Source organism: Ruegeria sp. BB5, assembly GCF_056539405.1.
Map to the genome: position 1 here is coordinate 210,711 of NZ_JBQFUX010000002.1, position 22,348 is coordinate 233,058.

The following is a 22,348-nucleotide window of genomic DNA, read 5'->3' on the forward strand; positions in this document are numbered from 1 at the left end:
AGTTTATCTGATTTCACCTGTGCAAAGTTGCAACGCAAGCCGAGGGCAAGACGTTCGAATGTCCGCGGGCCCTGTTGAGCATGCCCGCGATTTGTTCGACTAGGCGCTCAGCCACACTTTGTAGCCAAACTCCTCTCACTCTCGTGGACTTATCATGAAACAACTTCTTTTTGCGTCGACCGCAACAATTGCAACCGCAGGCATCGCAGCGGCCGAATCCGGCATCAACCTCAGCGGCTATGGCCGTTTTGGTATTGGTTACCTTGAGGACCGTCAGAACACGACACTGACCACCACCACAGCCAATGGTACGGTAAACCAATTCACGGCAGATTCTGACGAGGCCATCCTGATCTCACGTTTCCGTCTGAATATTGACGGTTTCACGGAAACTGACGGTGGCGTTCGGTTTGAAGGTCGTGTTCGTCTGCAGGCCGACGAAGACTCCGACACTGGTGAAGCCAACAACGCCGGTCTGAACGGCGCGCGGTTCTCTGTTATCTATGGTGGCTTACGTGTTGACGCCGGCAACGTGGCCGGTTCATTCGACAACCTGGATGACTATTTTGGCACCGAGCCCGGCCTGGAAGAGTTTCTGGGTCAGTATTCGGGCGTGAACTACTCGTTCCTCGAGTATGAATCGACCGGTTCGGGCGACAATGCCGTGTTCTTCCAGTACACCGTTGGTGATTTTGCTGTTTCGGCGTCCTACGACCAGAACACCATCTTTGCAAACAATGGCACTGGCGCAACCACGGACCGTGACCGCTGGGACGTAAGTGCGGCTTATACTTTCAACAACATCACCGCCTCGCTTGTTTATGGTGAAACCGATGAAGGTGATGGTGTCGAAAAGGAAAGCCTGACCGTCTTCACTTTGGGTGCCGAATTCAATGACTTCTACGGAACGCTGTTCCTGGCGGACGACGATGTGGCCGATGATGATGAAAACGGCGCTGCTTACGGTTTCTCGGTCGCCTATAACCTGGGTGCAGCGACCACGTTGCAGCTGGTCTATGGTGACGGATCGGCCGATAATGACACGCGCAACATCGGTGTGGGCGCCATCTATGATCTGGGTGCGGGCGCTACACTGCGTGGTGCCGTTGGCGAAGTTAAAGACGGTGACGACGACGGCCGGATTCAGGCCGACTTTGGTGTCTGGTTCAACTTCTAAAGTGACCTGATTGACCTAAGTTCAAGGGCGGGCCTTTGGGTTCGCCCTTTTGGGTGGCTTACTGTTTTTCAAAGAACAGGATGACCTCGCCCAGCCGTACGCCATATCGCGAAACATAGGCGCGGTTCAGCAGACGATCATCACTTAGCAGCCACATCCAGTCGTCAAAATTGACCCGCATGGTGCCGTCCTTGACCGGCAGATCGATCTTGTATGTCCAGTTGAAGGTATCACCACGCTCGACCCCGCTGGCAGCGCCCAGAACGCCAGGCGCAGTTCCGGTCCAGGTGTCCTGACCGGTTTTGATCAGGGTCCAGATGCGTTGTTCGGTGGCGCCGTCGTCATAGACGAAATCCTCGATCAGGGTCAGGGTTTCACCATCCCAGGTGCCTTGGATATCCACCGTAAATCGGCGGGGGACATTGCCCAGAACATCCTGAAACTGACCATAGGCTACGGTTTTGCCTTCAAAGAACTCCTCAAGGTTCAACTGCCGGTCGGACAGAAAGCTTTTAGGTAGGCGCGGCTTGGCGGAACAGGCGGTCAGCGCGGCAAGCCCCGCGATGGCAAGGGCCGCGATCAGGATGCGGCGGGGCGTCATTGCAAGGTCCTCGTTTCTACCGCGGTGTCATAGCCATTTGAACCGCTGACATGCGCAGCTTTAGCTTCGGGCGCGGGGCGCATGGTGGCGACCAGTTCAGCGACCTTGATGCCGAATTTGCGCATCTCGGACCGGTTCATGATCACACCGTTCTCGGTCAGGTACATCCAATCGGTAACGTCCAGTGTGTGCCCGCCCGCGTCTTGGGGTAGGATGATCCGATAAGTCAGCTTCACGGTCGATCCCGAAATTGTGCCGTGACCCTCACCGACGATATCTTCTGCCGTCGCGGTAAACGTGTCGCCCGTGCCCAGCGTCAGATGCCATTTGCGGGTCATCTTCTTGCCGTTGGAATAGGTGAAATACTCGGTCAGCGTGCCGGTGTTGCCATCCCATTTCCCCACCATACGGGCGACAAAGCTGTTCGACATCTTCCCATTGGGGCCATAAATCAGCCCTTCGGACAGGATTTCGCCGTTCAGGACTTCTTTCATTTTAAAGGCAGGCCCGGTGCCGCTGTAATCGGCAGGGGATTGCGAGCGAAAGCTTAGGAACCGGCGCTGAGCTGCGACTAGAACAAGGATGGCAAGCAGTAGGATAGCTACGATAGTCATTTGGCTGAGACCTCAGAAGGCAACGTCAGGACCAGCCCAAACGCGCCGAGTTTCAGGATGCAGGGCAGCACGGCATAGGCGAGGGTGAGCGTCCGCAACGCCTCGGCCGAGTTTGCCTGTCCTGGGGTGAACCCGCTGCGTTCCAGCAGCGGCAGAGTGAAAAAGGCAGCGAGCGCGAGGCCCAGCTTGCCAGCGAATGACCAGATGCCAAATGCGGCGGATGCGTTCAGCCCCGCCCGCGTCAGCGCGACTGAGAACATCGCGGGCAGCACCACCATATCCGCCCCCAGTGCCGCGCCCGAAGCCAGGCAGATTGCGGCGAACCCGGTCAGATTACCGGCGGACAACAAAGCTGCGCCAATAAACCCCGCGATCGACAGGGGCATGGCGATGATCAGTGTTCGTTTCGGGCCAATCCGGTTAGCCAGCTTTGCCCAAAGCGGAACGCTGGCCCCGGCGCTGAGGAAGAACAGGATCAGCAGTGGTCCGGCTTTTCCCGGCAATTGCAGGCGATCTTCGACAAAGAACAAAAACAGGGTCGAAGTGATGGCCACTGGTAGGCTGTTGACCAGCGCCAGCAGCAGCAATCGCAGCGCACCAGCTTGTGCGAGCCCATTGAACGACAGGCCGTCGCCAGTAATCGGGGGTCGGCGCCAGATTGGGATCGTCAGGGTCAGGGTGAAGATCGCGATCAGGCCCAGAAACAGGCCAAAGGCGGGATAGCCCTGCGCGCTGGCTCCGAATCCTACGAACAAGGCTGGGGCGCTGGCTGCAAGGATGACGCCTGTCAACTGCCCGCCTTCGCGCCATGCGGCCATTCTTATTAACTCTTTCGGCTCTGGCTGTATGGCAAGCGTCGCGCTGCGACCGTAAAGCAGGATGGTGCCCAAGCTGTAGGCTGAGAACAGTAAGATTAAAACAGAGACTAATAAGGCAATATTTGTTCCCGGCGGCAGTCCAAACAGCATTGGAAACCCGATCGCCAAACCAATCGCAGCGGTCGCAGCAAACAGCAGTTGCGCGTTTGGCCAGCGGTCTATGGCCCAACCAATCAGCGGATCCTGCACCAGATCGATTAACCGGATCACCAGCAGAACGGTGCCGATCACACCCAACCCGATACCAAGATTGACGGCAGCAAATCGCGGCAGATGGATATATAGCGGTATCCCCGCCGCAGCGAGCATCAGCGCATACAGACTGACACGCGGGTACAGCATCATCCGCCCTTCAATTGTCGGGTGAAACTGCCCGATCGGGTGTTGTCGCCCAGAAAAATGGACATAAAGGCGCTTTTGGCGCCGGGATAGGACAGGGTACAGGTCTTTTGGCCGTTTCGCCAAAATCCAACTTTGTTCGGGCCTTCCGAAATTGCAATATAGTTGTCGCCCTTGCTAACCGCCTGAAAACACTTCTGTAACTGGGCCTGCGTCGGGGCAGGGTTTCCTTGTCGAGCCATCTCATCCAACGTCGATTCAACCAGTGCTTTCTGTTTCAGGGATTTGCGATAGGTCAGCTGCAATGCAAAGTCCTGCGTCCAATTGAGCGTGCTGCCTTGCGGCGTATACAGCTTGGCTTCGTAGATCGGCATGCCCAAAAACCGGAAGGTTGCGCTGCCTCTGAGTTGCGCATCAGTCAGCGTCTGGGTGATCGGTGACGCGGCCAACCCGCCCGGGGCCAGCACGATCACAGAAAACAGTGCAGCGCGGCAGGTATCAGAGATCAGCCGAGGCAGGGATGACCGGGTCTTGTGCAGGAATGCCATTGTCAGCTCCGAGTTTGTGCGGGGTGCCGTTAAGGCGCTCAACAAAATGCATCGCGCTGGCAATCCCGTCTTCGTGAAAGCCATGCCGGTTGTAAGCCCCGGCAAACCAGGTTCGGTTCTGTCCCTGCATCTCGCGGATTTGCCCCTGAGCTTTCAGGGCCGCTTTGTCGAACACCGGATGGGCAAACTCGACCTTGTCATAGATTTTACCCGCGGGAATTTCCGAAGATGCGTTCAGCGTCACAAACAGCGGATCGCTGTCTGGAATATTCTGCAGTCGGTTCATCCAGTAAGTCACGCCGACATTCCCCGCTTGCGAACGGTAGGTCCAGCTGGACCAGCACGCGCGGCGGCGCGGCATCTGGCTTGGGTCACAGTGCAGGATAGCCGTGTTCGGTTGGTAACGAATAGAGCCTAAAGCAGCTCTTTCCGCATCTGTTGCGGTCTCGCCCAGAATGGCAAGGGACTGATCGGAATGGGTGGCCAATATGATTTCGTCGAACAGATCAACCTGACCCTGGCTGTGGACAGTCACACCGGCATCGCCGCGTTGAATATGCTCAACCGGGCAGGCCAGACGGATTTCACACCCGCGCTCACGTAACGCGGCATCGATGCGGCGGACATATTCGATGCTGCCGCCCTTGACAGTGTACCATTGATGCTGATTGGCGCGACCACTGGCCAGCAGGGCATGGTTGCGGAAGAATTGTACCAGCGAACGGGCTGGGAACTGATCCACAAACTCCACCGGAGTGGACCAGATCGCGCCGCACATCGGCATCAGGTAATTGTGGCGGAACCAATGGCCTAGGCGCAGTTGATCGACCAGCTCTCCGATCGTGGTGTCATCGTCACGTGCGGCTTCGGGGGCTTCTTTGCCAAAGCGCAGGATGTCCGCGATCATCTTATAATAGGCAGGCCGCGCGAGGTTGCGTTTCTGCGCCGTCAGGGTGCGCAGGTTGTTCAGACCGTATTCAATGCGGCCGTTGTCGATGGTGGCACCAAAGCTCATCTCGGATTTGATGACGGGCACGTTCAGCTCATCGAACAGGCGCGTCAGATAGGGGTAGGTGGCATAATTGAAGACGATGAAACCGGTATCGACAGGTTGGTCGCCGTTTTTGCCTGCCATGACGGTTCGGGCATGGCCGCCCAGCCGGGGTTCGGCCTCGAACACGGTCACGTCGTTGTTTTTTGACAAATAGTAAGCGGCCGACAGACCTGAGATACCTGCACCTACTACCGCGATTTTCTTGCGTACGCCTCGGGTTTCGTCGAACATGCCATCCTCTTTGTGCGACATTTTACAATAGGATACGCAGGAAATGCCGGGGTGGATCAATCGGATTAGAAGTTTTTCGCAAAAGCACTATGTTGTCACGTCTGGAGTTTTGATCCAGTGCGTCGCTCTGGCCGTAAAGTCAAAGACGCAACTGTATTGGCCAAGGCATGAGCAGCTTTGAAGGAAAAACCTATTGGATCGTTGGCGCCAGCGAAGGGCTGGGCCGGGCTTTGGCCGAGGCGCTGAGCCGTCAGGGCGCACATCTGATCCTGTCTGCCCGCAATACCGAGCGTCTAACCGAGATTTGTTCTGCCCTGCCAAATGCGCAAGCTGTTCCGTGCGACGTGACAGATTTGGACGCTGTACGTCGTGCCGCGGTCGAGGCCGGAGAGGTGGACGGGTTGGTCTATAACGCCGGATCCTATGAACCGATGCGCTCTGCCGATTGGAATTCCGAGGCCGTGCTGGCGATGACGGATGTTAATTATACGGGTGCCCTGCGGGTTCTGGGTGAGGTTGTACGCAGGTTCGTACGTAGGGGGCGCGGGGATATCACGCTGATTGGGTCTTTGTCGGGGTATCGGGGTTTACCCGCGGCGGTGGGGTACGCGGCCAGCAAGGCAGCACTTGTTTCGTTGGCCGAGACCATGCGGTTCGACCTGGCGGGCACAGGGGTGACGGTGCGCATCGTCAATCCGGGCTTTATCAAGACCCGCCTGACCGAGAAGAACACTTTCAAGATGCCGATGCTGATGACGCCCGAGGATGCAGCGGACCGGGTGGTCAAAGCGATGTCACGTCGCCGATTCCGTACTGATTTTCCAGCACCATTTTCCTGGCTGGTGCGTCTGATCGACTATTTGCCTGATTGGCTGGTTTATCGTGGAAAATAGACTCTAACAAAACTGTCCCTGGCAAAACCAGCCTGCCGACATGGTGCCGCCGTGGCCGTAAAACAGCCATAGCCGTTCCCCTTGCTCGGTCACCACCACCCAGTAATCGCGCACGCCGCTGCGCCAGTTGGGATCGTCCAGCCACCATTCCGGCGCAATGCGTTCCGGGCCCGTGGCTTGTGCCAGTTGCCAGTCGCGCCCACGCCAGCGAAAGGCGCTGGGCACGTCCGGGGTTTCCGGCGCCATCACCGGTTCGGGTTGCCATATCTGCAAGGGGCGGGGACGCGGAGGGGCAGGCCAGTCATGCGCCGGTTCCGACCAGGCTGCGGCCAGCGTCTGCGCCGTCTTCTCGGGGATATGTGAGGCCGCCGGGTGCCGCCGCGTGATCGCCTCCAGCCCCACGCGTGCGCCCAGCTTACCGATCAGGTCGTCGACGGCGGTGTTGCCCTCAAGCCGATCCCGCACGGCGCGGCGGGCCTCGGCATGGCCCGCCATGGTGCGGGCGTGGATAGGCTCGGTCTGGACCGCCACAAGCCGCAGCATGTCGATGCCATAACCCGCATCAATCTTGTCGACTTTCATCTCTAACAAAGGGCGAATACGATATTTGTCAAAGGTCGGACGGGCGAGACCGACTTCGACAATCTCAGCGGCCTGATCGGCGCGATGTGCCTCAAGCCGCAGGGTGCGAACGCCGCGGCCTTTCTCCTCCAGTTTTGCACAAAGCGTGGGCAGTATCCGATCAATGGCGGCCATGACGTCTTCGATCAGACCGATTGGGTTGGGCAGGGTCATCCGCACCGCAAAGCGATGCGGCGGACGGGCGGGCGAGACCGGTTCGGGCGCGCTGCCCATCGCCTGATCCAGCCGCAGCACCAGACCCCGCCCGAACCGTCGCGCCAAACTGGCACGCGGCTGGCCCAACAGATCGCCGATCCGGCGCAGGCCCAGCCGGTTCAACTGCGCCACGGTCTGATCCTCCAACCGCAGCGCCGCGATGGGCAGGGGGCTGAGCGCGCCATAGGATTGTCCCGGCGCTGCAATCCGCGCGCCACCACCCAAGGCCATCACCTGCGGCGCGGCGCCACCTTTGGTCCAGTGCCGCCGTTTGGTGGCGCGGGCACGGGTGGCACGGGCCTCTTGGCTGATGGCGTCGCCGTTGCGGTCGGACGTGGCTTCTTGCCCGGCGTATCGCGCCAACGCCCAGGCCGCGCCCAGCGTGTCGGCGATGCCCATCTGTACGCTCAGGCCCATATCGGCGCAGTCGACCTCAAGTACGCTCAGCAACGCCTCTTCGCCGCCGAACAGATGGGCGCAGCCCGACAGGTCGACAATCAGCCCGTCCGGTGATTCTTCGGCTACCCAGGGGCTGAATTTGCCTGCCCAGCGGCGCAAAGCGGTTAGAAACGCGGTCTCGGCGGGGGTATTGCGAGGGCGCGTCACAAGATTCGCGCACATGGCATGGGCATCGCGCACCGGCTGACCCACGCGCAACCCGGCGGCCTGAGCCTGTGCATTCAGCGAGGTGACAACCTGCATGTTCGCCTGCTCGGCCACCACGGCCAAAGGCCCATCCTGCAGGCCCCGCGCAGCGCGGACGAGCCGTTCAGCCCCCAGACGGGGAAACCAGAGTGAGAGTATTCGTCGTTTGGGCATCGGCAGACATCAAAATGTTCCCATTTTGTTCTTATCGTAGAATCATGCCCCGAGTCCACGCCTACCCGCAGGTCAGACGCTGAATGATCCCGGCGTCATTGACGAACACGTTCAACCGGTCGATGCGGTAATCCTGCGTGGCCAAATCATCCGGCCCTAACACACGCGCGCGTTCAGGCAGCCGGCCCTGAATGGTCGAAACCGGCTGACCAATGGAATCGCCAAAGGGTTCACCCTCGCAAAAGGCCAGATCGACCGGTGCGGCTTCGGGTGCAAGGCGGGCGTCTTCCGGTGCGGGTGGCGTTTCGGCGCAAGCGGCCAGCAAGATCAAAATCGGAATAAATCGGCGCATTGGCGTTCCTCTTTGCGGCAATGTCGTTTCTGCAATATCAAATCATTAGCCGATCTGTCACCAAAGCGCAGTTGAAAACCCTCTGCGATTGACGCAGGGTCGGGGCAAAGAAGACAGGGAGACAACGATATGCGTACCCGTGCCGCCGTCGCCGTTCAGGCCGGCAAACCCTTGGAAGTGATGGAGGTAAACCTCGAAGGTCCCAAAGCGGGCGAGGTTCTGGTGGAAATCAAGGCCACCGGCATTTGCCACACCGATGAATTCACCCTGTCGGGTGCTGACCCCGAAGGGCTGTTCCCCGCCATTCTGGGCCACGAAGGCGCGGGCGTGGTGGTCGAGGTCGGCCCGGGAGTGACCAGCCTGAAGCCGGGCGATCACGTGATCCCGCTCTACACCCCGGAATGTCGCGAATGCGAATACTGTCTGCACCCCAAGACTAACCTGTGTCAGGCGATCCGCGAAACCCAAGGTAAGGGCCTCATGCCCGATGGCACCTCGCGCTTTTCGACGCTGGATGGCGATCCGATCCTGCACTACATGGGTTGCTCGACCTTCGCTAACCACACGGTCCTGCCCGAGATTGCGCTGGCCAAGGTGCGTGAGGACGCTCCGTTCGACAAGATCTGTTACATCGGCTGCGGCGTGACGACCGGTATTGGCGCGGTGATCAACACCGCCAAGGTCGAGATTGGCAGCCGCGCCATCGTGTTCGGTCTGGGCGGTATCGGCCTGAACGTGATCCAGGGCCTGCGCCTGGCCGGAGCGGATCAGATCGTCGGCGTTGACCTGAACCCGTCTAAGGTGGAAATGGCCACGAAATTTGGCATGACCGATTTCGTCAACCCGTCCGAAGTTGAGGGCGATCTGGTCCCCTATCTGGTCAACCTGACCAAGGGCGGCGCGGACTATACTTTTGACGCCACCGGCAATGTCGGCGTAATGCGCGCGGCGCTGGAATCGGCGCATAAGGGCTGGGGAGAATCGATCATCATCGGCGTGGCACCTGCCGGGGCCGAGATCTCGACCCGCCCCTTCCAGCTGGTCACAGGCCGGTCGTGGCGTGGCACCGCCTTTGGCGGCGCGCGGGGCCGGACCGATGTACCCAAGATCGTTGATTGGTACATGGACGGGAAGATCGAGATTGACCCGATGATCACCCACACCATGGGCCTGGACGACATCAACCACGGGTTTGACCTGATGCATAAGGGCGAAAGCATCCGCTCGGTTGTGGTTTACTAAGCCTCTAGCTCCGAGAAATTTGCCTGCGGCGCGCTGATTGGCGCGCCGTATTCATTCACCCGGACGCGACGCACCCGTATCCGACCGCGGTGATCGCACCCGCAGAACCGGAGTGTTGGCGGATGCATTTGCCCGGCTCTCACGCCAAACCACAAACACGCCGGATGCAATGATGATGCTGGCTCCGACGGCGACCCAAGCGTCGGGTTTTTCGCCGAAGAAGATCATGCCAAACAGCGTGGCCCAGATGATCTGGCTGTATTGGCTGGGCGCAATGACACCGGCGGGCGCGGCGCGGTGGGCAAGGATGATCAGGTGCTGGGCGATGACCGAGAACACGCCGACCAGCGCCATCATTGCCAGATGCAGCAGCGAGGGCGGCAGATACACGGCGGGTTGGGCAAGGCTCATCGCCACAATGGCCAGCAGCATCGGGTATAAGATCAATACGGCCGAGCGTTCCTCATTCCCGATCTTGCGCACCAGAACGGATGCAAAGGCGCTGCAGAACGCGGCCGTCAGGGCGGCGAGGTGGCCCAATGTGATATCGGTCGCGCCAGGACGCAGGACGATCAGCACGCCGATCAGGCCGATGCCGACAGCAGCCCAGCGTTGGGCGCGCACGACCTCTCCCAATATCGGAATCGACAGGACGGTGACGATCAGCGGGAAGGAAAACAGCAGCGAGTAGACCTCAGCCAGTGGCAGAACCGAAAAGGAATAGAAAGCACAGACCATGGACGAAACCATCAAGGCCGAGCGAAGCAGTACCAGCCAAGGGTGATGGGGCAGGAAGTTCCCGGTTGTCCGGTCGGTCAGGATTGTCACCGCCATCGGCACGAAGGAAAACAGCGTGGCGAAAAAGATGATCTGCATCACCGAATAGGTCCCGCCCAGCACTTTGATCAGTGCGTCATGACTCGCAAAAACTGCAAAGCCTGCAAACGCATAGCCAAGACCCCGGAGGGTAGTGTTTTGAGTGCTCATGAGTCTGGCCTCGGGTGATGTGCGGTGTTTAGGACGGCACGGAGTGATCTCGGGCTGTCTATTCGCGCTGCATAAACCCATTTTGCAGAGTCTGATAGCCCCTATTTTACCGCTAACATGTCAAAGCCGGTATGATATCCGATTATCGCAGGATCGGCGGCGCGCCCTTAGGCTGACGGGCAGACTGAACACCCGCTTTCATCCCCACACCGATACGACGCGCCAAGGCGATCCAGGGAATGGCGGTTTCCGGTGGCAGCATCCGGGTGGCGACCTCTTCGAACAGATCCAGCCAATGGGCGAAGAATTCGGGTTTTACATCTGACCGCTCGATATGAACCCGCTGTGGATTGCCGTCATAGCTACGCTCGAACAGGATGGCGTTGCGCCAGAAGGCGGCAATTTTTTTCTCATGCGCGGGCCAGTCATCGACATGTCGGTTGAAGATTGGCCCCAGCACTTTGTCTTCCCGGACGCGAGCATAGAAGGCGCTGACCTGCGCGTTGATTTGCTCGGGCTTCGCGGGGAATCGCGGGGGCAGGGTTGGTCTGGACATGCGTGATCTCGGGGTTTCGATTCTGTTCGCGGTCAATAGCTGGTTCAGGGGTTACGCTACAGGGGTGGTTTTGTCGCGCTGGTCCGGTGTCAGAATATGCCGCAGCAGGGCCACCGGATGCGCCTTGAGGCTGAGACGGGTGGCCACATAATCCTCGACCACCTGTTCGCCCAGCGTCATCTGGGGCAGATAGGCTTCGGGCTCGTCCAGCGCCTCGCCTTCCAGATCCTGTGAGAACAGCGGCAGAGGTTTGGCGGTGGCAATCGCCTTGGCTTGCCACAGCGCCTCGCGCCGGGTCAGATCGCAGGCGGCGAAGGCATCGGCTTCGGCCAGTCGTTCGATCACCGACGGTCCAAGGCCCGCGCGACGCCAAACATCGTCGACCTGATGGTAGCCGTTGCCACGCGCGGCGGTCAGCCAGCTGGCGTCTTCCTCGCTAAGGCCTTTGATCTGGCGAAACCCCAGCCGCAGGGCCAGCCCGCCATGACCGTCGGGTTCCATCACATTGTCCCAGAAACTGGCATTGATGCAGACCGGGCGCACCTGAACCCCATGTTCGCGTGCATCCCGTACGATCTGGGCGGGGGCATAGAACCCCATCGGTTGCGAGTTCAGCAGCGCGCAGGCGAAGATACCCGGGTGATGGCATTTGATCCAGGCCGAGGCATAGACCAGCAGCGCAAAGCTGGCCGCGTGGCTTTCCGGAAAACCGTAAGAGCCGAAGCCTTCGATCTGCGAAAAACAACGCTCGGCAAAGTCATCGTCATAGCCATTGCGCTTCATGCCGCGCAGGAACAGCGCGCGGAATTCGCTGACATTGCCATGTTTCTTGAAGGTTGCCAGCGACCGGCGCAGGCGGTCGGCCTGTTCCGGGGTAAACCCGGCACCGACAATGGCGATCTGCATTGCCTGTTCCTGAAACAACGGAACGCCCAGCGTTTTCCCCAGCACCTCGCCCAACGCGTCCGAGGGGAAGCTGACCTCCTCTTCTCCGTTGCGGCGGCGGATATAGGGGTGGACCATGTCGCCTTGGATGGGGCCGGGGCGGATGATGGCGACCTCGATCACCAGATCATAGAAATTGCGGGGCCGCATCCGGGGCAGAAAGTTCATCTGCGCACGTGATTCTACCTGAAACACGCCGATACTGTCTGCCTTGCACAGCATGTCATAAACCATTGGGTCCTCGGGCGGCAGGGTGGCCAGCGTATAGCTGGTCTGGTGGTGTTGGCCGATCAGGTCGAACGCCTTGCGGATGCAGGTGAGCATTCCGAGGCTGAGGACATCGACCTTGAGGATACCCAGAGAGTCGATGTCGTCCTTATCCCAGCAGATGACCGTGCGGTCCTCCATCGTGGCGTTTTCGATGGGGACCAGCTCGTCCAAACGCCCCTCGGTGATGATGAAACCGCCGACATGTTGCGAAAGGTGGCGGGGAAAGCCGTTGATCTCATAGACCAGCATTAGAGTCTGTTTTAGGCGGCGATCCTCGGGGTCGAGACCGATTTCGCGCATGCGTTCAGCCTCAAGCCCGGCGGCAGAGAAAAAGCCCCAGAGTTGTGAGGATAAGGCTGAAATGGTGTCTTCGGTCAGGCCCATCGCCCGCCCGACCTCACGAATGGCGCGTTTGCCGCGATAGTGGATCACGGTGGCGCAGAGACCCGCACGGTGGCGGCCATAGCGGTCGTAGATGTGCTGGATCACCTCTTCACGCCGTTCATGTTCGAAATCGACGTCGATATCGGGGGGCTCATCGCGGGCCTCGGACACGAAGCGTTCAAAGACCATGGTGCCCATCTCGGGGCTGACTTCGGTGATGCCAAGGCAGAAGCAGACCACCGAGTTGGCCGCCGAGCCCCGCCCCTGGCACAGGATACCGCGTGAGCGGGCGAAATGGACGATGTCGCGCACGGTCAGGAAGTAGGGTTCGTATTTCAGCTTGCCGATCAGGGTCAGTTCATGCGCCAGCATCTTTTGCGCCTTTTCCGACGCGCCCGCCGGATAGCGCCATTTTAAACCCTCATGCGCCAGGCGGTGCAGGCGTTGAGTCGGGGTTTCCTGTTCGCTACCTTCGCTGGGATATTCATAGCGCAGCTCGTCCAGAGAAAAGGTTAGTTGTTCGCTGAGTTGATGGGCGCGGGTGACCGCGCCTTCGTGGCCTTTGAATATCCGCAGCATCTCGGCCTCAGACCGCAGGCGCTGTTCCCCGTTGGCCAGCGCTTCGCGACCGAGCTCATCGACTTTGCGGCGTAGGCGGATGGCGGTCACCACATCGGCCAGCTTGCGACGGGTGCCGTGATGCATCAGCGGTGTGCCACTGGCTAGGGTGGGAATGCCGAGTTGCTTTGATTCAGTCTCTAATAAAGAGAAATAGACAGTATCTGCACCATCATACCGGGGATGCATCAGCAGATGCATCCGCCCGGCAAAGCGGCGCGTTAGCTGTTGCGCCTGTGTCCGCCATCCGTTCGCGCCGCCCGGAGACGGTGTCGCCTGTGGCCAGAGCAGCAGGTGGAGACCGTCGGAGAATTCCAACAGGTCGGACAGCTGTAGAATGCAGTCGCCCTTTTCGGCGCGCAGGCGGCCTTTGGACAGGATACGGCACAGGTTGGCCCAGCCCTGCCGGTTCAGGGGTAGGGCGGTGACGGTGGGCGCGTCGGTAAAGATCAGCCGCGCCGCTGGGATCAGGCGCGGCACCGCGTGGATGGGGTAAGAGAGCGGTTTGGGGATGTGATCGGGGCAAGGTGGGCCGATAGAGGTGTTCTGCGCTTCCCACTCCAGCCGTTCACGTACCTTGCGGGCGATTTCGCGCGCTTGGGTATGGGCACGGACGATTCCGGCGACCGAATTGTCATCGGCAATCGCGATGGCCGGTAGGCCAAGGGTGACGGCACGCTCCATATATTCCTCGGGATGTGAAGCCCCGGTGAGAAAGGTAAAATTCGACGTGATCGACAGTTCGGCATACATGGCGATTCCATATTATATTCACGTTTTGTTCTTTTTCGAGTCCTTTGCGCAGGAAACGGGTCGATTGGGATTTTCCGGGTGGGCATGATTGGGCAAAAGGAGACGCAAAATGTTCAAGATCACCGCATTGGCAACCGACGAAGTGCGCGCCCTTCAGGCTGGTCACCCGGATGCTTATGGCGCCACGCCAGAGCGCGCGACATCCACAGGCACAGGCAATCCATGCCGCCATTGCCTGCAGAATATTCCTGAGGGCGAAGAGATGCTGATATTGGCGCACCGGCCTTTTCTAGAGACACATCCTTACGCGGAAACGGGTCCGATATTTCTATGCGCTGCACAGTGTGAGCGGTACGAGGGGAAAGGGCTGCCAGAAATTCTGACCACGTCACCCGACTATCTGATCAAGGGCTACGGAACCGATGACCGGATCGTCTATGGCACCGGAGCGATCACACCCACAGACCAGATTGCCACTGCCGTCAGGGATATCTTTGCCCGCCCCGACGTGAGCTATATCCACGTCCGATCCGCGCGAAACAATTGCTACCAGGCTCGAATCGACCGGGTCTAAAGCTTGACCCGGTGCAGGCCCCGGCGCGGCTGATCCTGATCGTCTGCTGGGGTCTCATTCGCGCGGGATGAGGTAAGGGCGAGGAAGACATCCTCGAGATCAGCTTCTTCGGTACGAACATCGCGGATGCGGATGCCGGCAGAGCGTACGGATTCCAGAACTTGTTCGGCGCTGGTCTGGGCGCTGCGATAGCTCAATACCAGGGTGCCATCGTCTCGCAAAGCGGCTTCGACGCCTTCGGTCGTCGGCAAATCGGTCACCGGGCTATCCGGAGCAATCACCATGGTGCGGCTGTCCACCCGGCCCAGCAGGTTGGCGGTGCTGTCCTGCGCGATCATTTCGCCGTGGTTGATGATGGCGATCTCGTCGCACATTTCCTGTGCTTCTTCCAGATAATGCGTGGTCAGGATGATGGTCATGCCCTGTTCATTCAGATTGCGCACATTGGCCCACAGCATCTGACGCAGTTCGATATCCACGCCCGCCGTCGGTTCATCCAGCACAAGGATCTTAGGATGATGCACCAGCGCCTTGGCCAACAGCAGCCGCCGCCGCATCCCGCCCGAGAGGGTTCGCGCATAGGCCTCGGCCTTGTCGCTGAGGCCAACCAGCTCCAGAATCTCATCGCTGCGGCGCTGTGCTTTGGGCACGCCGTAAAGGCCAGCCTGCACCTCAAGCGCACCGCGCGGTGTGAAGAACGGGTCGAGGTTCAGTTCCTGCGGCATCACCCCAATAGAAGCACGGGACTGGCGCGGGTTCTGGTCCTGATCGTAGCCCCAGATCGATACATGGCCCGAGGTTTTCACCACCAGCCCGGCCAGGATGTTGATCAGGGTCGATTTTCCGGCCCCGTTCGGCCCCAGCAGGCCAAAGACTGACCCTCGTGGAACGGTCAGGTCGATGCCTTTCAATGCGCTCTTCTCGGGCTGGCCCTTGCCGCCACGATAGGTTTTGCGCAGCCCTTCGATCCTGATTGCCGCATCGGCCATGTGACCCTTGCCCCCGGTTTGCTCATCGCTCATAAACGCACCTAATGCATGCCCGCGAGGCCGACAACCGAAGAAGGATCGCCAGCCGTGACAATCGAAGCGCCGGAAACCAAGATCGTCGAAACCGCCCGTGTCGCCTGTGACGGCGGCGAAGGCGCATTGGGCCATCCGCGCGTCTGGCTGCAAATCCCCGAGGATATCGGTTGGGTCGAGTGTCCGTACTGCGATTGCAAATATGTGCTGTCCGGCAGCCAGGCACAAAGCTGACAGAGTGGCAGGTGCCGCGCGAAACGGAGGCCGGATGCCATATGCAGTGCAGCTTTTGAGGCTATCGGATCATGAGCCTTTGGCAAAAGGCGGCCACAGAAATGTGTATGCCTACCCGGATCAGCCCGCGCTTTTGATCAAGGTGACACGGCCCCGTACACGCCGGAACCGCTCGTTCTCTAAACGGTTGGTGCGGCGGATTTTGCCGGACACCGCCTTTCGCAACGCCTTGAAAGAGATCGAATGTGAGATGAAAGCCGCGCTGAAAAGCGGTGAGGAAATCGCGCAGCTGCCATTGGCACGGTCGTTCGGCGTTGTGCAGACAGATGTCGGGCCGGGGGTTGTGGTTGAACGGATTCAATCCAGCGATGGCCAGCTTGCGAACCATCTTTTGTCGATGTGCCGACAGCAGGGGCTGAGCGATCAGATGCTGGGTGACCTCAACCGTTTTGTGGAAAAGTTGTTCGAACTGCAGATTGTGGGCCGTGACATCCACGCGGAAAACATCGTCTACGGGTTACGCGGTCAGACCCGGATGTTTCTTTTGATCGATGGGTATGGTGAGCGTAACCTTGTTCCCCTGCGGTCACTGAGCCGTCGTTTGAATGATCAGTCCCTAAACAAGCAGTTGCAGCAAATCGCAGATCGTACAGGGCTGGTCTGGGATAAGGCGCGCAGGGTATTCAACCTCGGCTAAGCAAGCGGATCCGCAGTTTGTTTGTCTTCTGCGCTGGTCACCTGCACAACCCTGTGGCAGAACCGTTCCCAACCAGAACGGAGCGCGTACATGAGCAATTTCGGAAAAGGATGTCACCTGCATCTGATCGACGGATCGGCTTTTATTTTTCGGGCCTATCACGCGCTGCCCCCACTGACGCGGAAATCCGACGGGTTGCCGATTGGCGCTGTGTCTGGGTTCTGCAACATGCTGCAGAAATATGTCGAAGGAAACGCCGGGCCGGACGCGCCGACCCATGTGGCCGTGATTTTCGACAAGGGATCGCACACCTTCCGCAATGACCTGTATGACCAGTACAAGGCCAACCGCGAGGCGATGCCCGAAGATCTGCGCCCGCAGATGCCGCTGACGCGCGAGGCGACGCAGGCGTTCAACATCGCTTGCAAAGAGTTGGAGGGCTATGAAGCCGACGACATCATCGCGACCCTCGCCGTGCAGGCGCGCGATGCCGGCGGACGGGTGACAATCGTTAGCTCGGACAAGGATCTGATGCAGTTGGTCGGCGGCGGCGTGGAAATGCTGGACGCGATGAAGAACAAGCGCATCGACCGCGATGGGGTGTTCGAAAAGTTCGGTGTTGGGCCGGAACGGGTGGTCGACGTACAGGCGCTGGCAGGTGACAGCGTCGATAACGTGCCGGGCGCGCCTGGGATCGGGATCAAGACGGCGGCGCTGCTGATTAATGAATATGGTGATCTGGAAACCCTGTTGGACCGCGCCGAAGAGATCAAACAGCCCAAACGCCGCCAGACGCTGATCGAAAAGCGCGATCAGATCGAGCTGTCGAAAAAGTTGGTGCAGTTGGACGAAGAGACGCCGCTGGATTTCACCCTTGATGATCTTGAGGTGAAAGACCCCGAACCGGACACTTTGCTGGGCTTTTTGGCCGAGATGGAGTTTCGCACCCTGACCAAGCGCATCGCCGACAAGTTGGGGGCCGAGGCCCCGGTAATCGCTGATGCGCCCGCACCTGCGGCCGAAGAGGCCGAGGCTGAGGCCGTCCCCTTTGATGCGTCGAAATACGAATGCGTACGCGATGCCGGGGCGCTGCAAAAGTGGATTGATCAGGCATATGAGCGTGGCTGGGTCGCGGTCGATACCGAAACCACCGGGCTGAATGAAATGATCGCTGAGCTTGTTGGTATCTCACTGAGTGTTGAGGCGGGTGAAGCTTGCTATGTGCCGCTGATTCATCGCGAAAGTGCAACGGATGATCTGTTCGGATCGGATGCGCTGGCCGATGGGCAAATGCCGTTGGATGAGGCTCTGACCCTGCTGAAACCGATGTTTGAGGATCCATCGATCCTGAAAATCGGCCAGAACATGAAATACGATGCCAAGATATTCAAACGGTATGGCGTCGACGTGGCCCCGATCGATGACACCATGCTGATGTCCTATGCGATGCATGGGGGCGAGCACGGACATGGTATGGATACCCTGTCCGAACGGTATCTGAGCCACACGCCGATCCCGATCAAACCATTGCTGGGCTCGGGCAAGTCGGCGATCACCTTCGACAAGGTTCCGATTGATGAAGCTACAGCTTACGCTGCCGAGGATGCGGATATCACTCTGCGCCTGTGGAAACTGTTCAAGCCGCAACTGCATCAGGTGCAGGTGACCACAGTATATGAGACGCTCGAACGCCCTCTGGTGCCGGTTTTGGCAGAGATGGAGATGCACGGCATTAAGGTCGACCGCGACGTCCTAAGCCGCATGTCGAACGCGTTTGCACAGAAAATGGCGGGATTAGAGGCTGAAATCCATGAGCTGGCGGGAGAGAACTTCAATGTCGGCTCACCCGCGCAGCTGGGTGAGATCCTGTTCGACAAGATGGGTCTGGAAGGCGGCAAAAAGGGCAAGACCGGTAAATATTCGACCGGGGCGGATATCTTGGAAGATCTGGCAACCGAGCATGAGTTGCCGCGCCGGGTGTTGGATTGGCGGCAGCTGTCCAAACTGAAATCGACCTACACCGACGCGCTGCAGACCCATATCAATCCGGATACGGGCCGGGTGCATACTTCTTATTCGATCACTGGGGCGAACACGGGGCGTTTGGCCTCGACCGATCCCAACCTGCAAAACATCCCGGTGCGCACGGAAGAAGGGCGGCGCATACGCGAGGCGTTCATCGCCGAGCCGGGCAATGTGCTGGTCAGTCTCGACTATAGCCAGATCGAATTGCGGATTCTGGCGCATATCGCCGATATTTCGGCTCTGAAACAAGCGTTTTCAGATGGTTTGGACATTCACGCTATGACCGCGTCCGAGATGTTTGATGTGCCGCTGGACGAGATGACGCCGGATATCCGCCGTCAGGCCAAGGCGATCAACTTTGGTGTGATCTATGGCATCTCGGGTTTTGGGCTGGCGCGCAACCTGCGCATCCCACGAGCCGAGGCGCAGGGTTTCATCGACCGTTATTTCGAGCGGTTCCCCGGTATTCGCCGCTACATGGACGACACCGTCGCCTTTGCCAAAGAGCATGGTTACGTGCAGACGCTGTTTGGGCGCAAAATCCATACGCCCGAAATCAACGCCAAGGGACCGCATGCAGGATTTTCACGCCGGGCGGCGATCAATGCCCCAATTCAGGGCACAGCAGCGGATGTGATCCGGCGCGCGATGGTTCGAATGCCGGATGCGATCAATGGGTTACCCGCAAAGATGCTGTTGCAGGTGCATGACGAATTGCTGTTCGAAGTGGCTGAGGACGCGGTGGATCAGGTGATCGACGTGGCGCGCGATGTGATGGAAGGTGCATCGGATCCGGCGGTGAAGTTGGATGTAACGCTGAGCGTGGACGCGGGGCAAGGGGCCAACTGGGCCGAGGCGCACTAGCTGCTAAAAACAAGGGCGGCGCAGTTCATCAGTCCCGGCGGGCCCTCTTCACAGCGGGTCAGTCCTGTGGCCTGACCAGGCGGTTGACCAACCGTTGCACGGATGGGCCAAGCAGCAGGATGACGGTGAAGGCGATGGGCCAGCAAAAGGCCCAGGACGCTATCCAATCGCTGACGGTGTTGGGGCCTAACCCGATGGCTTTTACCGTCGCGATCCCTGTCACCAGGCAGGACATGAGTCCCGACATGATCAGGCTGAACAAGGCGCGGGAAAAGCGGGCGGGGATCATTGCGGGCATCCTGATGGTCTTGTTTCCCCTGATGTGCTGTATTTTCCGTCAAAACGCCAGAGCTAGCCCCGCATCCAGTCAAGGCTGTCCGTTGTTCGGGACGTGGAGGCAATATATTCGGCGCTGACCCAGCCGGAATAACCCGTTGCGTCCATCGCTGCGAACAGACGTTGGAAATCTGTCGGGCCGCGCCCCGGTTCACAGCGGTCGGGGGCGGCGCCGATCTGGGCGTGGACGATCCGCGGGTGAAAGCTATTCCAGACAGTTTCCGCGTCATCGTGGATCATATGAGCATGAAAGCTGTCATATTGCAGGCCGACATTGGGGCGGTTCACATGGTCCAGCACCTGCATTGCCAGATCGTAATCGTTCAGAAAGTACCCGGGCTGGGAAACCGGATTCAGCGGTTCGATCGTGAACTGCTGTTGCGGGGCAAAATCGGCGGCCCATTGCAGGTTGCGCACGAAACAGTCCTGCGCGTCCGAACCCGTGGCATAACCCGACATGATGTGGATCAGCCCTGGTCGTAGGATCTCGGCATAGCGCAAGACACGGCGGATATCGGATTGAAACCGCGCCTCGCCGCCCGGAACTGCGGCATAGCCGGGCTCACCCCCGGTGTAATTGGGCGGCGGCGCGTTGATCAGAACAAGTTCCAGTCCATTTGCCAGCAGCGCGCGGCGCGTTTCCTTTGCAGCCAGTTCATAAGGAAACAGAATTTCGACCGCTTTGAACCCGGCGTCGGCCGCCGCCTGGAAACGCTCCAGATACGGAAGCTCAGCAAAGAGCAGTGAGATATTGGCGGCAAATTTGGGCATGGGCGGTCTCGGGCAGCTGTTGGCCGGACCTTAACGGGACGGCGATTTTTGGGGAAGGGGATCAAAAACGACAGATTGTCGAAAATCGGCCAGATCGCCTGGATCAAATTAGAGACTTTTGGGGCAACGCGGCGAATCATTTTTGCGCGCCGTGCCAACAGAAGGTTTGAACACGATGGCAATGAGCCCTGACCCCGTGCGCGGGAACGCCCTTACTGTGTCTGGCGGACGGACATCCGCGGTGTCTGGCAATGGTCTGGCGGTTGCATCCATGCTGACTTGGGCGGCGGGATTTCCGGCCGCCGAGGTGCTGTTGCAAAGCTGGCCTCCGGTGGCCCTGTTTGCAGCACGATTGGTATTGGCGGTGGCGTTTCTGGTTCCGGTCTGGTTGCTGATTGACGGTCCGTCACGCGTATTGCGCGCCCGTTGGGGACATGCGTTGTTTGTTGGCGGGACGCTGGGCGCTGGCATGTTCCTGATCATTGTGGCGCAAAAACTGACTGACCCGGTAACAGTGGCCATCATCGCCTCTTGCGCGCCTTTGTTCGCGACGCTGTTGGAACTGGCGACTGGCGCACGGCGGTTGCGGTGGAATTTTGCGGTAGGTCTGGTTGTGTCGATCGTCGGCGGGCTGATTGCCACCAGTGCGGTAGCTCCGGCGCAGCTGGGGTTGGGTGCGGGCTGTGCCATCCTGTCAACCGGGCTGTTTTGTTGGGCCAGCATGGCGACAGCGCGGGATTTCCCCGAACTCAGCCAGACCGGGCGCAGCACGATTACCTTGGTTGGGGGGCTGATCGTGGCTGCATTCCTGTTCTTTGCGGCGGGTCAGGCTGGCATGGATATCCTGCCCTCGGCACCGATTGATGTGCAGCAGATGGGGATGCTGGTCATCTATGCGCTGGTTTCGCTGGGGCTGAGTCAGGTGCTGTTCATCGCGTCGGTGGGCAAGCTGGGCGTGGCGTTGGCCTCGTTTCATATCAACATCGCGCCCTTCTATGTGATGCTGATCATGCTGGTATTGGGCGAAGAGTGGAATTGGACCCGCGCGCTGGGCGCGAGCATCGTCGCTGTCGCTGTGGTTCTGGCGCAGGATCGCCGGGTCCCGCGACGGGCTTAATCCGGCAGGTCCTCGGACGGAATCAAAGGAAAAAACCGCCCCCCCGACCGAACGCCGAACCAGCCATCCTGATGCTGGGCAAGGTCCACGAGGCGGTAAAAGCTTTTACGATCAATCCGCGCCTCAAGGTTTGTGCGCACCAATACGTAGGGCGACGGCTCTTCTGTTTCTTCGTCGATGACAATGCGAATGGGATGGTCCGGCCCCGCCACAGCCCGGTCACCGACATGCGTGCTAAAAGTCACGCTTTGCCCGTCACCTTCCCCCTCGACATCGAAATCGACGGCCACAAAGGGCGCATCCTCGACGGTGATTCCAACCTTTTCCACCGGGGTTACCAGGTAATACTTCCCATCTTCTTTCTTAAGAATTGAGGAAAAAAGCTTCACAAGCTCGAACCGGTTGATGGGCGACCCTAAATAACTCCAGGTGCCATCTTTTGCGATCTTGATGTCCAGATCGCCGGAAAACGGAGGATTCCACAGGTGAACAGGCGGCAAACCCTTGGATTTGGTTGCTTTGACTGATGCAGCCAGACCATCAGGTGAAGGGGTCACAGGTTTTTGTCCGCTCATTGCTTTTGCCATTTCCTCTCAGCGCGATACACTTC

At 59.2% G+C, this 22,348-nt stretch carries 22 protein-coding genes; 8 read left to right on the top strand and 14 right to left on the bottom strand.

Translation table 11 applies throughout. The features are described from left to right. The first annotated feature begins 154 nt into the window (after positions 1-154). A complete protein-coding gene (locus ACR0DL_RS09050) occupies positions 155-1,177 on the top strand; it encodes a porin (RefSeq protein WP_480688694.1) in 1,023 nt (340 codons plus the stop codon). A gap of 58 nt (positions 1,178-1,235) precedes the next feature. On the opposite strand, the gene ACR0DL_RS09055 is transcribed toward ACR0DL_RS09050, so the two are convergent. The 5 genes from ACR0DL_RS09055 to ACR0DL_RS09075 are packed head-to-tail and all read right to left on the bottom strand — an operon-like array spanning position 1,236 to position 5,442. Then, positions 1,236-1,778, bottom strand: a complete 543-nt coding sequence (locus ACR0DL_RS09055; protein ID WP_480688696.1) for a DUF3833 domain-containing protein — start codon at positions 1,776-1,778, stop codon at positions 1,236-1,238. Further along, positions 1,775-2,392, bottom strand: a complete 618-nt coding sequence (locus ACR0DL_RS09060) for a DUF3833 domain-containing protein (protein WP_170360907.1) — start codon at positions 2,390-2,392, stop codon at positions 1,775-1,777. The genes ACR0DL_RS09055 and ACR0DL_RS09060 overlap by 4 nt, the downstream gene beginning before the upstream one ends. Further along, entirely contained in the window at positions 2,389-3,612 is a 1,224-nt protein-coding gene (locus ACR0DL_RS09065) for an MFS transporter (protein WP_425081400.1), read from the bottom strand. Before ACR0DL_RS09065 ends, ACR0DL_RS09060 begins: the two co-directional genes overlap by 4 nt. After that, entirely contained in the window at positions 3,612-4,157 is a 546-nt protein-coding gene (locus ACR0DL_RS09070) for a hypothetical protein (protein ID WP_480688698.1), read from the bottom strand. The genes ACR0DL_RS09065 and ACR0DL_RS09070 overlap by 1 nt, the downstream gene beginning before the upstream one ends. Beyond that, the gene (locus tag ACR0DL_RS09075; protein ID WP_480688700.1) at positions 4,108-5,442 is read right to left on the bottom strand and encodes an NAD(P)/FAD-dependent oxidoreductase; all 1,335 of its coding nucleotides are present in this window, start codon (positions 5,440-5,442) and stop codon (positions 4,108-4,110) included. Before ACR0DL_RS09075 ends, ACR0DL_RS09070 begins: the two co-directional genes overlap by 50 nt. A gap of 167 nt (positions 5,443-5,609) precedes the next feature. Between ACR0DL_RS09075 and ACR0DL_RS09080 the strand changes: the two genes are divergently transcribed. Next, a complete protein-coding gene (locus ACR0DL_RS09080) occupies positions 5,610-6,335 on the top strand; it encodes an SDR family NAD(P)-dependent oxidoreductase (RefSeq protein ID WP_480688702.1) in 726 nt (241 codons plus the stop codon). 3 nt (positions 6,336-6,338) lie between these two features. On the opposite strand, the gene ACR0DL_RS09085 is transcribed toward ACR0DL_RS09080, so the two are convergent. Both ACR0DL_RS09085 and ACR0DL_RS09090 read right to left on the bottom strand, forming a co-directional pair. Then, on the bottom strand, positions 6,339-7,991 hold the full coding sequence (locus tag ACR0DL_RS09085; protein ID WP_480688704.1) for a DUF6504 family protein: 1,653 nt from the start codon (positions 7,989-7,991) through the stop codon (positions 6,339-6,341). 61 nt (positions 7,992-8,052) lie between these two features. Beyond that, positions 8,053-8,343: an I78 family peptidase inhibitor gene (locus ACR0DL_RS09090; RefSeq protein WP_170376339.1), complete on the bottom strand. Its 291-nt coding sequence runs from the start codon at positions 8,341-8,343 to the stop codon at positions 8,053-8,055. Positions 8,344-8,472: 129 nt separating this feature from the next. Here ACR0DL_RS09090 and ACR0DL_RS09095 point away from each other — a divergent pair, with 129 nt between their 5' ends. Continuing rightward, the gene (locus ACR0DL_RS09095) at positions 8,473-9,585 is read left to right on the top strand and encodes an S-(hydroxymethyl)glutathione dehydrogenase/class III alcohol dehydrogenase (protein WP_170360895.1); all 1,113 of its coding nucleotides are present in this window, start codon (positions 8,473-8,475) and stop codon (positions 9,583-9,585) included. Positions 9,586-9,636: 51 nt separating this feature from the next. Here ACR0DL_RS09095 and ACR0DL_RS09100 read toward each other — a convergent pair whose 3' ends face one another. The 3 genes from ACR0DL_RS09100 to ACR0DL_RS09110 form a co-directional block, all read right to left on the bottom strand. After that, positions 9,637-10,572 (bottom strand): DMT family transporter, encoded by a 936-nt coding sequence (locus ACR0DL_RS09100; RefSeq protein ID WP_480688707.1) that lies wholly within the window; start codon positions 10,570-10,572, stop codon positions 9,637-9,639. A 142-nt stretch (positions 10,573-10,714) separates the two neighbouring features. Continuing rightward, positions 10,715-11,128, bottom strand: coding sequence for a group III truncated hemoglobin (locus tag ACR0DL_RS09105; protein WP_480688709.1), 414 nt, complete (start codon positions 11,126-11,128; stop codon positions 10,715-10,717). A 51-nt stretch (positions 11,129-11,179) separates the two neighbouring features. Then, complete coding sequence (locus ACR0DL_RS09110) at positions 11,180-14,098, bottom strand: error-prone DNA polymerase (RefSeq protein ID WP_170376336.1); 2,919 nt, start codon at positions 14,096-14,098, stop codon at positions 11,180-11,182. Between the two features lie 109 nt (positions 14,099-14,207). Between ACR0DL_RS09110 and ACR0DL_RS09115 the strand changes: the two genes are divergently transcribed. Further along, complete coding sequence (locus tag ACR0DL_RS09115; protein ID WP_170376335.1) at positions 14,208-14,672, top strand: DUF1203 domain-containing protein; 465 nt, start codon at positions 14,208-14,210, stop codon at positions 14,670-14,672. On the opposite strand, the gene ACR0DL_RS09120 is transcribed toward ACR0DL_RS09115, so the two are convergent. After that, positions 14,669-15,661, bottom strand: coding sequence for an ABC transporter ATP-binding protein (locus tag ACR0DL_RS09120; protein WP_480688870.1), 993 nt, complete (start codon positions 15,659-15,661; stop codon positions 14,669-14,671). The two genes, ACR0DL_RS09115 and ACR0DL_RS09120, sit on opposite strands and share 4 nt — an antisense overlap. An 87-nt stretch (positions 15,662-15,748) precedes the next feature. Between ACR0DL_RS09120 and ACR0DL_RS09125 the strand changes: the two genes are divergently transcribed. The 3 genes from ACR0DL_RS09125 (at position 15,749) to polA (ending at position 19,514) form a co-directional block, all read left to right on the top strand. Next, a complete protein-coding gene (locus tag ACR0DL_RS09125) occupies positions 15,749-15,928 on the top strand; it encodes a zinc-finger domain-containing protein (RefSeq protein ID WP_170396688.1) in 180 nt (59 codons plus the stop codon). Positions 15,929-15,962: 34 nt separating this feature from the next. Next, positions 15,963-16,625: a YrbL family protein gene (locus tag ACR0DL_RS09130; protein WP_480688711.1), complete on the top strand. Its 663-nt coding sequence runs from the start codon at positions 15,963-15,965 to the stop codon at positions 16,623-16,625. A gap of 90 nt (positions 16,626-16,715) precedes the next feature. After that, positions 16,716-19,514 carry a DNA polymerase I gene (gene polA, locus ACR0DL_RS09135; RefSeq protein WP_480688713.1) on the top strand — a complete coding sequence of 933 codons (2,799 nt, stop codon included), beginning with the start codon at positions 16,716-16,718 and terminating at the stop codon, positions 19,512-19,514. Positions 19,515-19,572: 58 nt separating this feature from the next. On the opposite strand, the gene ACR0DL_RS09140 is transcribed toward polA, so the two are convergent. Then, positions 19,573-19,803: a DUF2798 domain-containing protein gene (locus ACR0DL_RS09140; protein WP_170410913.1), complete on the bottom strand. Its 231-nt coding sequence runs from the start codon at positions 19,801-19,803 to the stop codon at positions 19,573-19,575. 62 nt (positions 19,804-19,865) lie between these two features. Beyond that, positions 19,866-20,621, bottom strand: a complete 756-nt coding sequence (locus ACR0DL_RS09145; protein WP_170410910.1) for a hydroxypyruvate isomerase family protein — start codon at positions 20,619-20,621, stop codon at positions 19,866-19,868. Between the two features lie 181 nt (positions 20,622-20,802). Here ACR0DL_RS09145 and ACR0DL_RS09150 point away from each other — a divergent pair, with 181 nt between their 5' ends. After that, positions 20,803-21,738, top strand: a complete 936-nt coding sequence (locus ACR0DL_RS09150) for a DMT family transporter (protein WP_480688716.1) — start codon at positions 20,803-20,805, stop codon at positions 21,736-21,738. On the opposite strand, the gene ACR0DL_RS09155 is transcribed toward ACR0DL_RS09150, so the two are convergent. Beyond that, positions 21,735-22,313 carry a DUF1285 domain-containing protein gene (locus ACR0DL_RS09155; protein ID WP_170349702.1) on the bottom strand — a complete coding sequence of 193 codons (579 nt, stop codon included), beginning with the start codon at positions 22,311-22,313 and terminating at the stop codon, positions 21,735-21,737. The two genes, ACR0DL_RS09150 and ACR0DL_RS09155, sit on opposite strands and share 4 nt — an antisense overlap. Positions 22,314-22,348: the final 35 nt, after the last annotated feature.

Bases quoted from the DNA above. Each gene is read 5' to 3' on its own strand.
- ACR0DL_RS09150 (WP_480688716.1), top strand. From the start codon at position 20,803: ATGAGCCCTGACCCCGTGCGCGGGAACGCCCTTACTGTGTCTGGCGGA.
- ACR0DL_RS09140 (WP_170410913.1), bottom strand. From the start codon at position 19,803: ATGATCCCCGCCCGCTTTTCCCGCGCCTTGTTCAGCCTGATCATGTCG.
- ACR0DL_RS09145 (WP_170410910.1), bottom strand. From the start codon at position 20,621: ATGCCCAAATTTGCCGCCAATATCTCACTGCTCTTTGCTGAGCTTCCG.
- ACR0DL_RS09080 (WP_480688702.1), top strand. From the start codon at position 5,610: ATGAGCAGCTTTGAAGGAAAAACCTATTGGATCGTTGGCGCCAGCGAA.
- ACR0DL_RS09095 (WP_170360895.1), top strand. From the start codon at position 8,473: ATGCGTACCCGTGCCGCCGTCGCCGTTCAGGCCGGCAAACCCTTGGAA.
- ACR0DL_RS09090 (WP_170376339.1), bottom strand. From the start codon at position 8,343: ATGCGCCGATTTATTCCGATTTTGATCTTGCTGGCCGCTTGCGCCGAA.
- ACR0DL_RS09055 (WP_480688696.1), bottom strand. From the start codon at position 1,778: ATGACGCCCCGCCGCATCCTGATCGCGGCCCTTGCCATCGCGGGGCTT.
- ACR0DL_RS09130 (WP_480688711.1), top strand. From the start codon at position 15,963: ATGCCATATGCAGTGCAGCTTTTGAGGCTATCGGATCATGAGCCTTTG.
- ACR0DL_RS09100 (WP_480688707.1), bottom strand. From the start codon at position 10,572: ATGAGCACTCAAAACACTACCCTCCGGGGTCTTGGCTATGCGTTTGCA.
- ACR0DL_RS09115 (WP_170376335.1), top strand. From the start codon at position 14,208: ATGTTCAAGATCACCGCATTGGCAACCGACGAAGTGCGCGCCCTTCAG.
- ACR0DL_RS09050 (WP_480688694.1), top strand. From the start codon at position 155: ATGAAACAACTTCTTTTTGCGTCGACCGCAACAATTGCAACCGCAGGC.
- polA (WP_480688713.1), top strand. From the start codon at position 16,716: ATGAGCAATTTCGGAAAAGGATGTCACCTGCATCTGATCGACGGATCG.
- ACR0DL_RS09075 (WP_480688700.1), bottom strand. From the start codon at position 5,442: ATGTTCGACGAAACCCGAGGCGTACGCAAGAAAATCGCGGTAGTAGGT.
- ACR0DL_RS09110 (WP_170376336.1), bottom strand. From the start codon at position 14,098: ATGTATGCCGAACTGTCGATCACGTCGAATTTTACCTTTCTCACCGGG.
- ACR0DL_RS09060 (WP_170360907.1), bottom strand. From the start codon at position 2,392: ATGACTATCGTAGCTATCCTACTGCTTGCCATCCTTGTTCTAGTCGCA.
- ACR0DL_RS09120 (WP_480688870.1), bottom strand. From the start codon at position 15,661: ATGGCCGATGCGGCAATCAGGATCGAAGGGCTGCGCAAAACCTATCGT.
- ACR0DL_RS09065 (WP_425081400.1), bottom strand. From the start codon at position 3,612: ATGCTGTACCCGCGTGTCAGTCTGTATGCGCTGATGCTCGCTGCGGCG.
- ACR0DL_RS09085 (WP_480688704.1), bottom strand. From the start codon at position 7,991: ATGCCCAAACGACGAATACTCTCACTCTGGTTTCCCCGTCTGGGGGCT.
- ACR0DL_RS09155 (WP_170349702.1), bottom strand. From the start codon at position 22,313: ATGAGCGGACAAAAACCTGTGACCCCTTCACCTGATGGTCTGGCTGCA.
- ACR0DL_RS09070 (WP_480688698.1), bottom strand. From the start codon at position 4,157: ATGGCATTCCTGCACAAGACCCGGTCATCCCTGCCTCGGCTGATCTCT.
- ACR0DL_RS09105 (WP_480688709.1), bottom strand. From the start codon at position 11,128: ATGTCCAGACCAACCCTGCCCCCGCGATTCCCCGCGAAGCCCGAGCAA.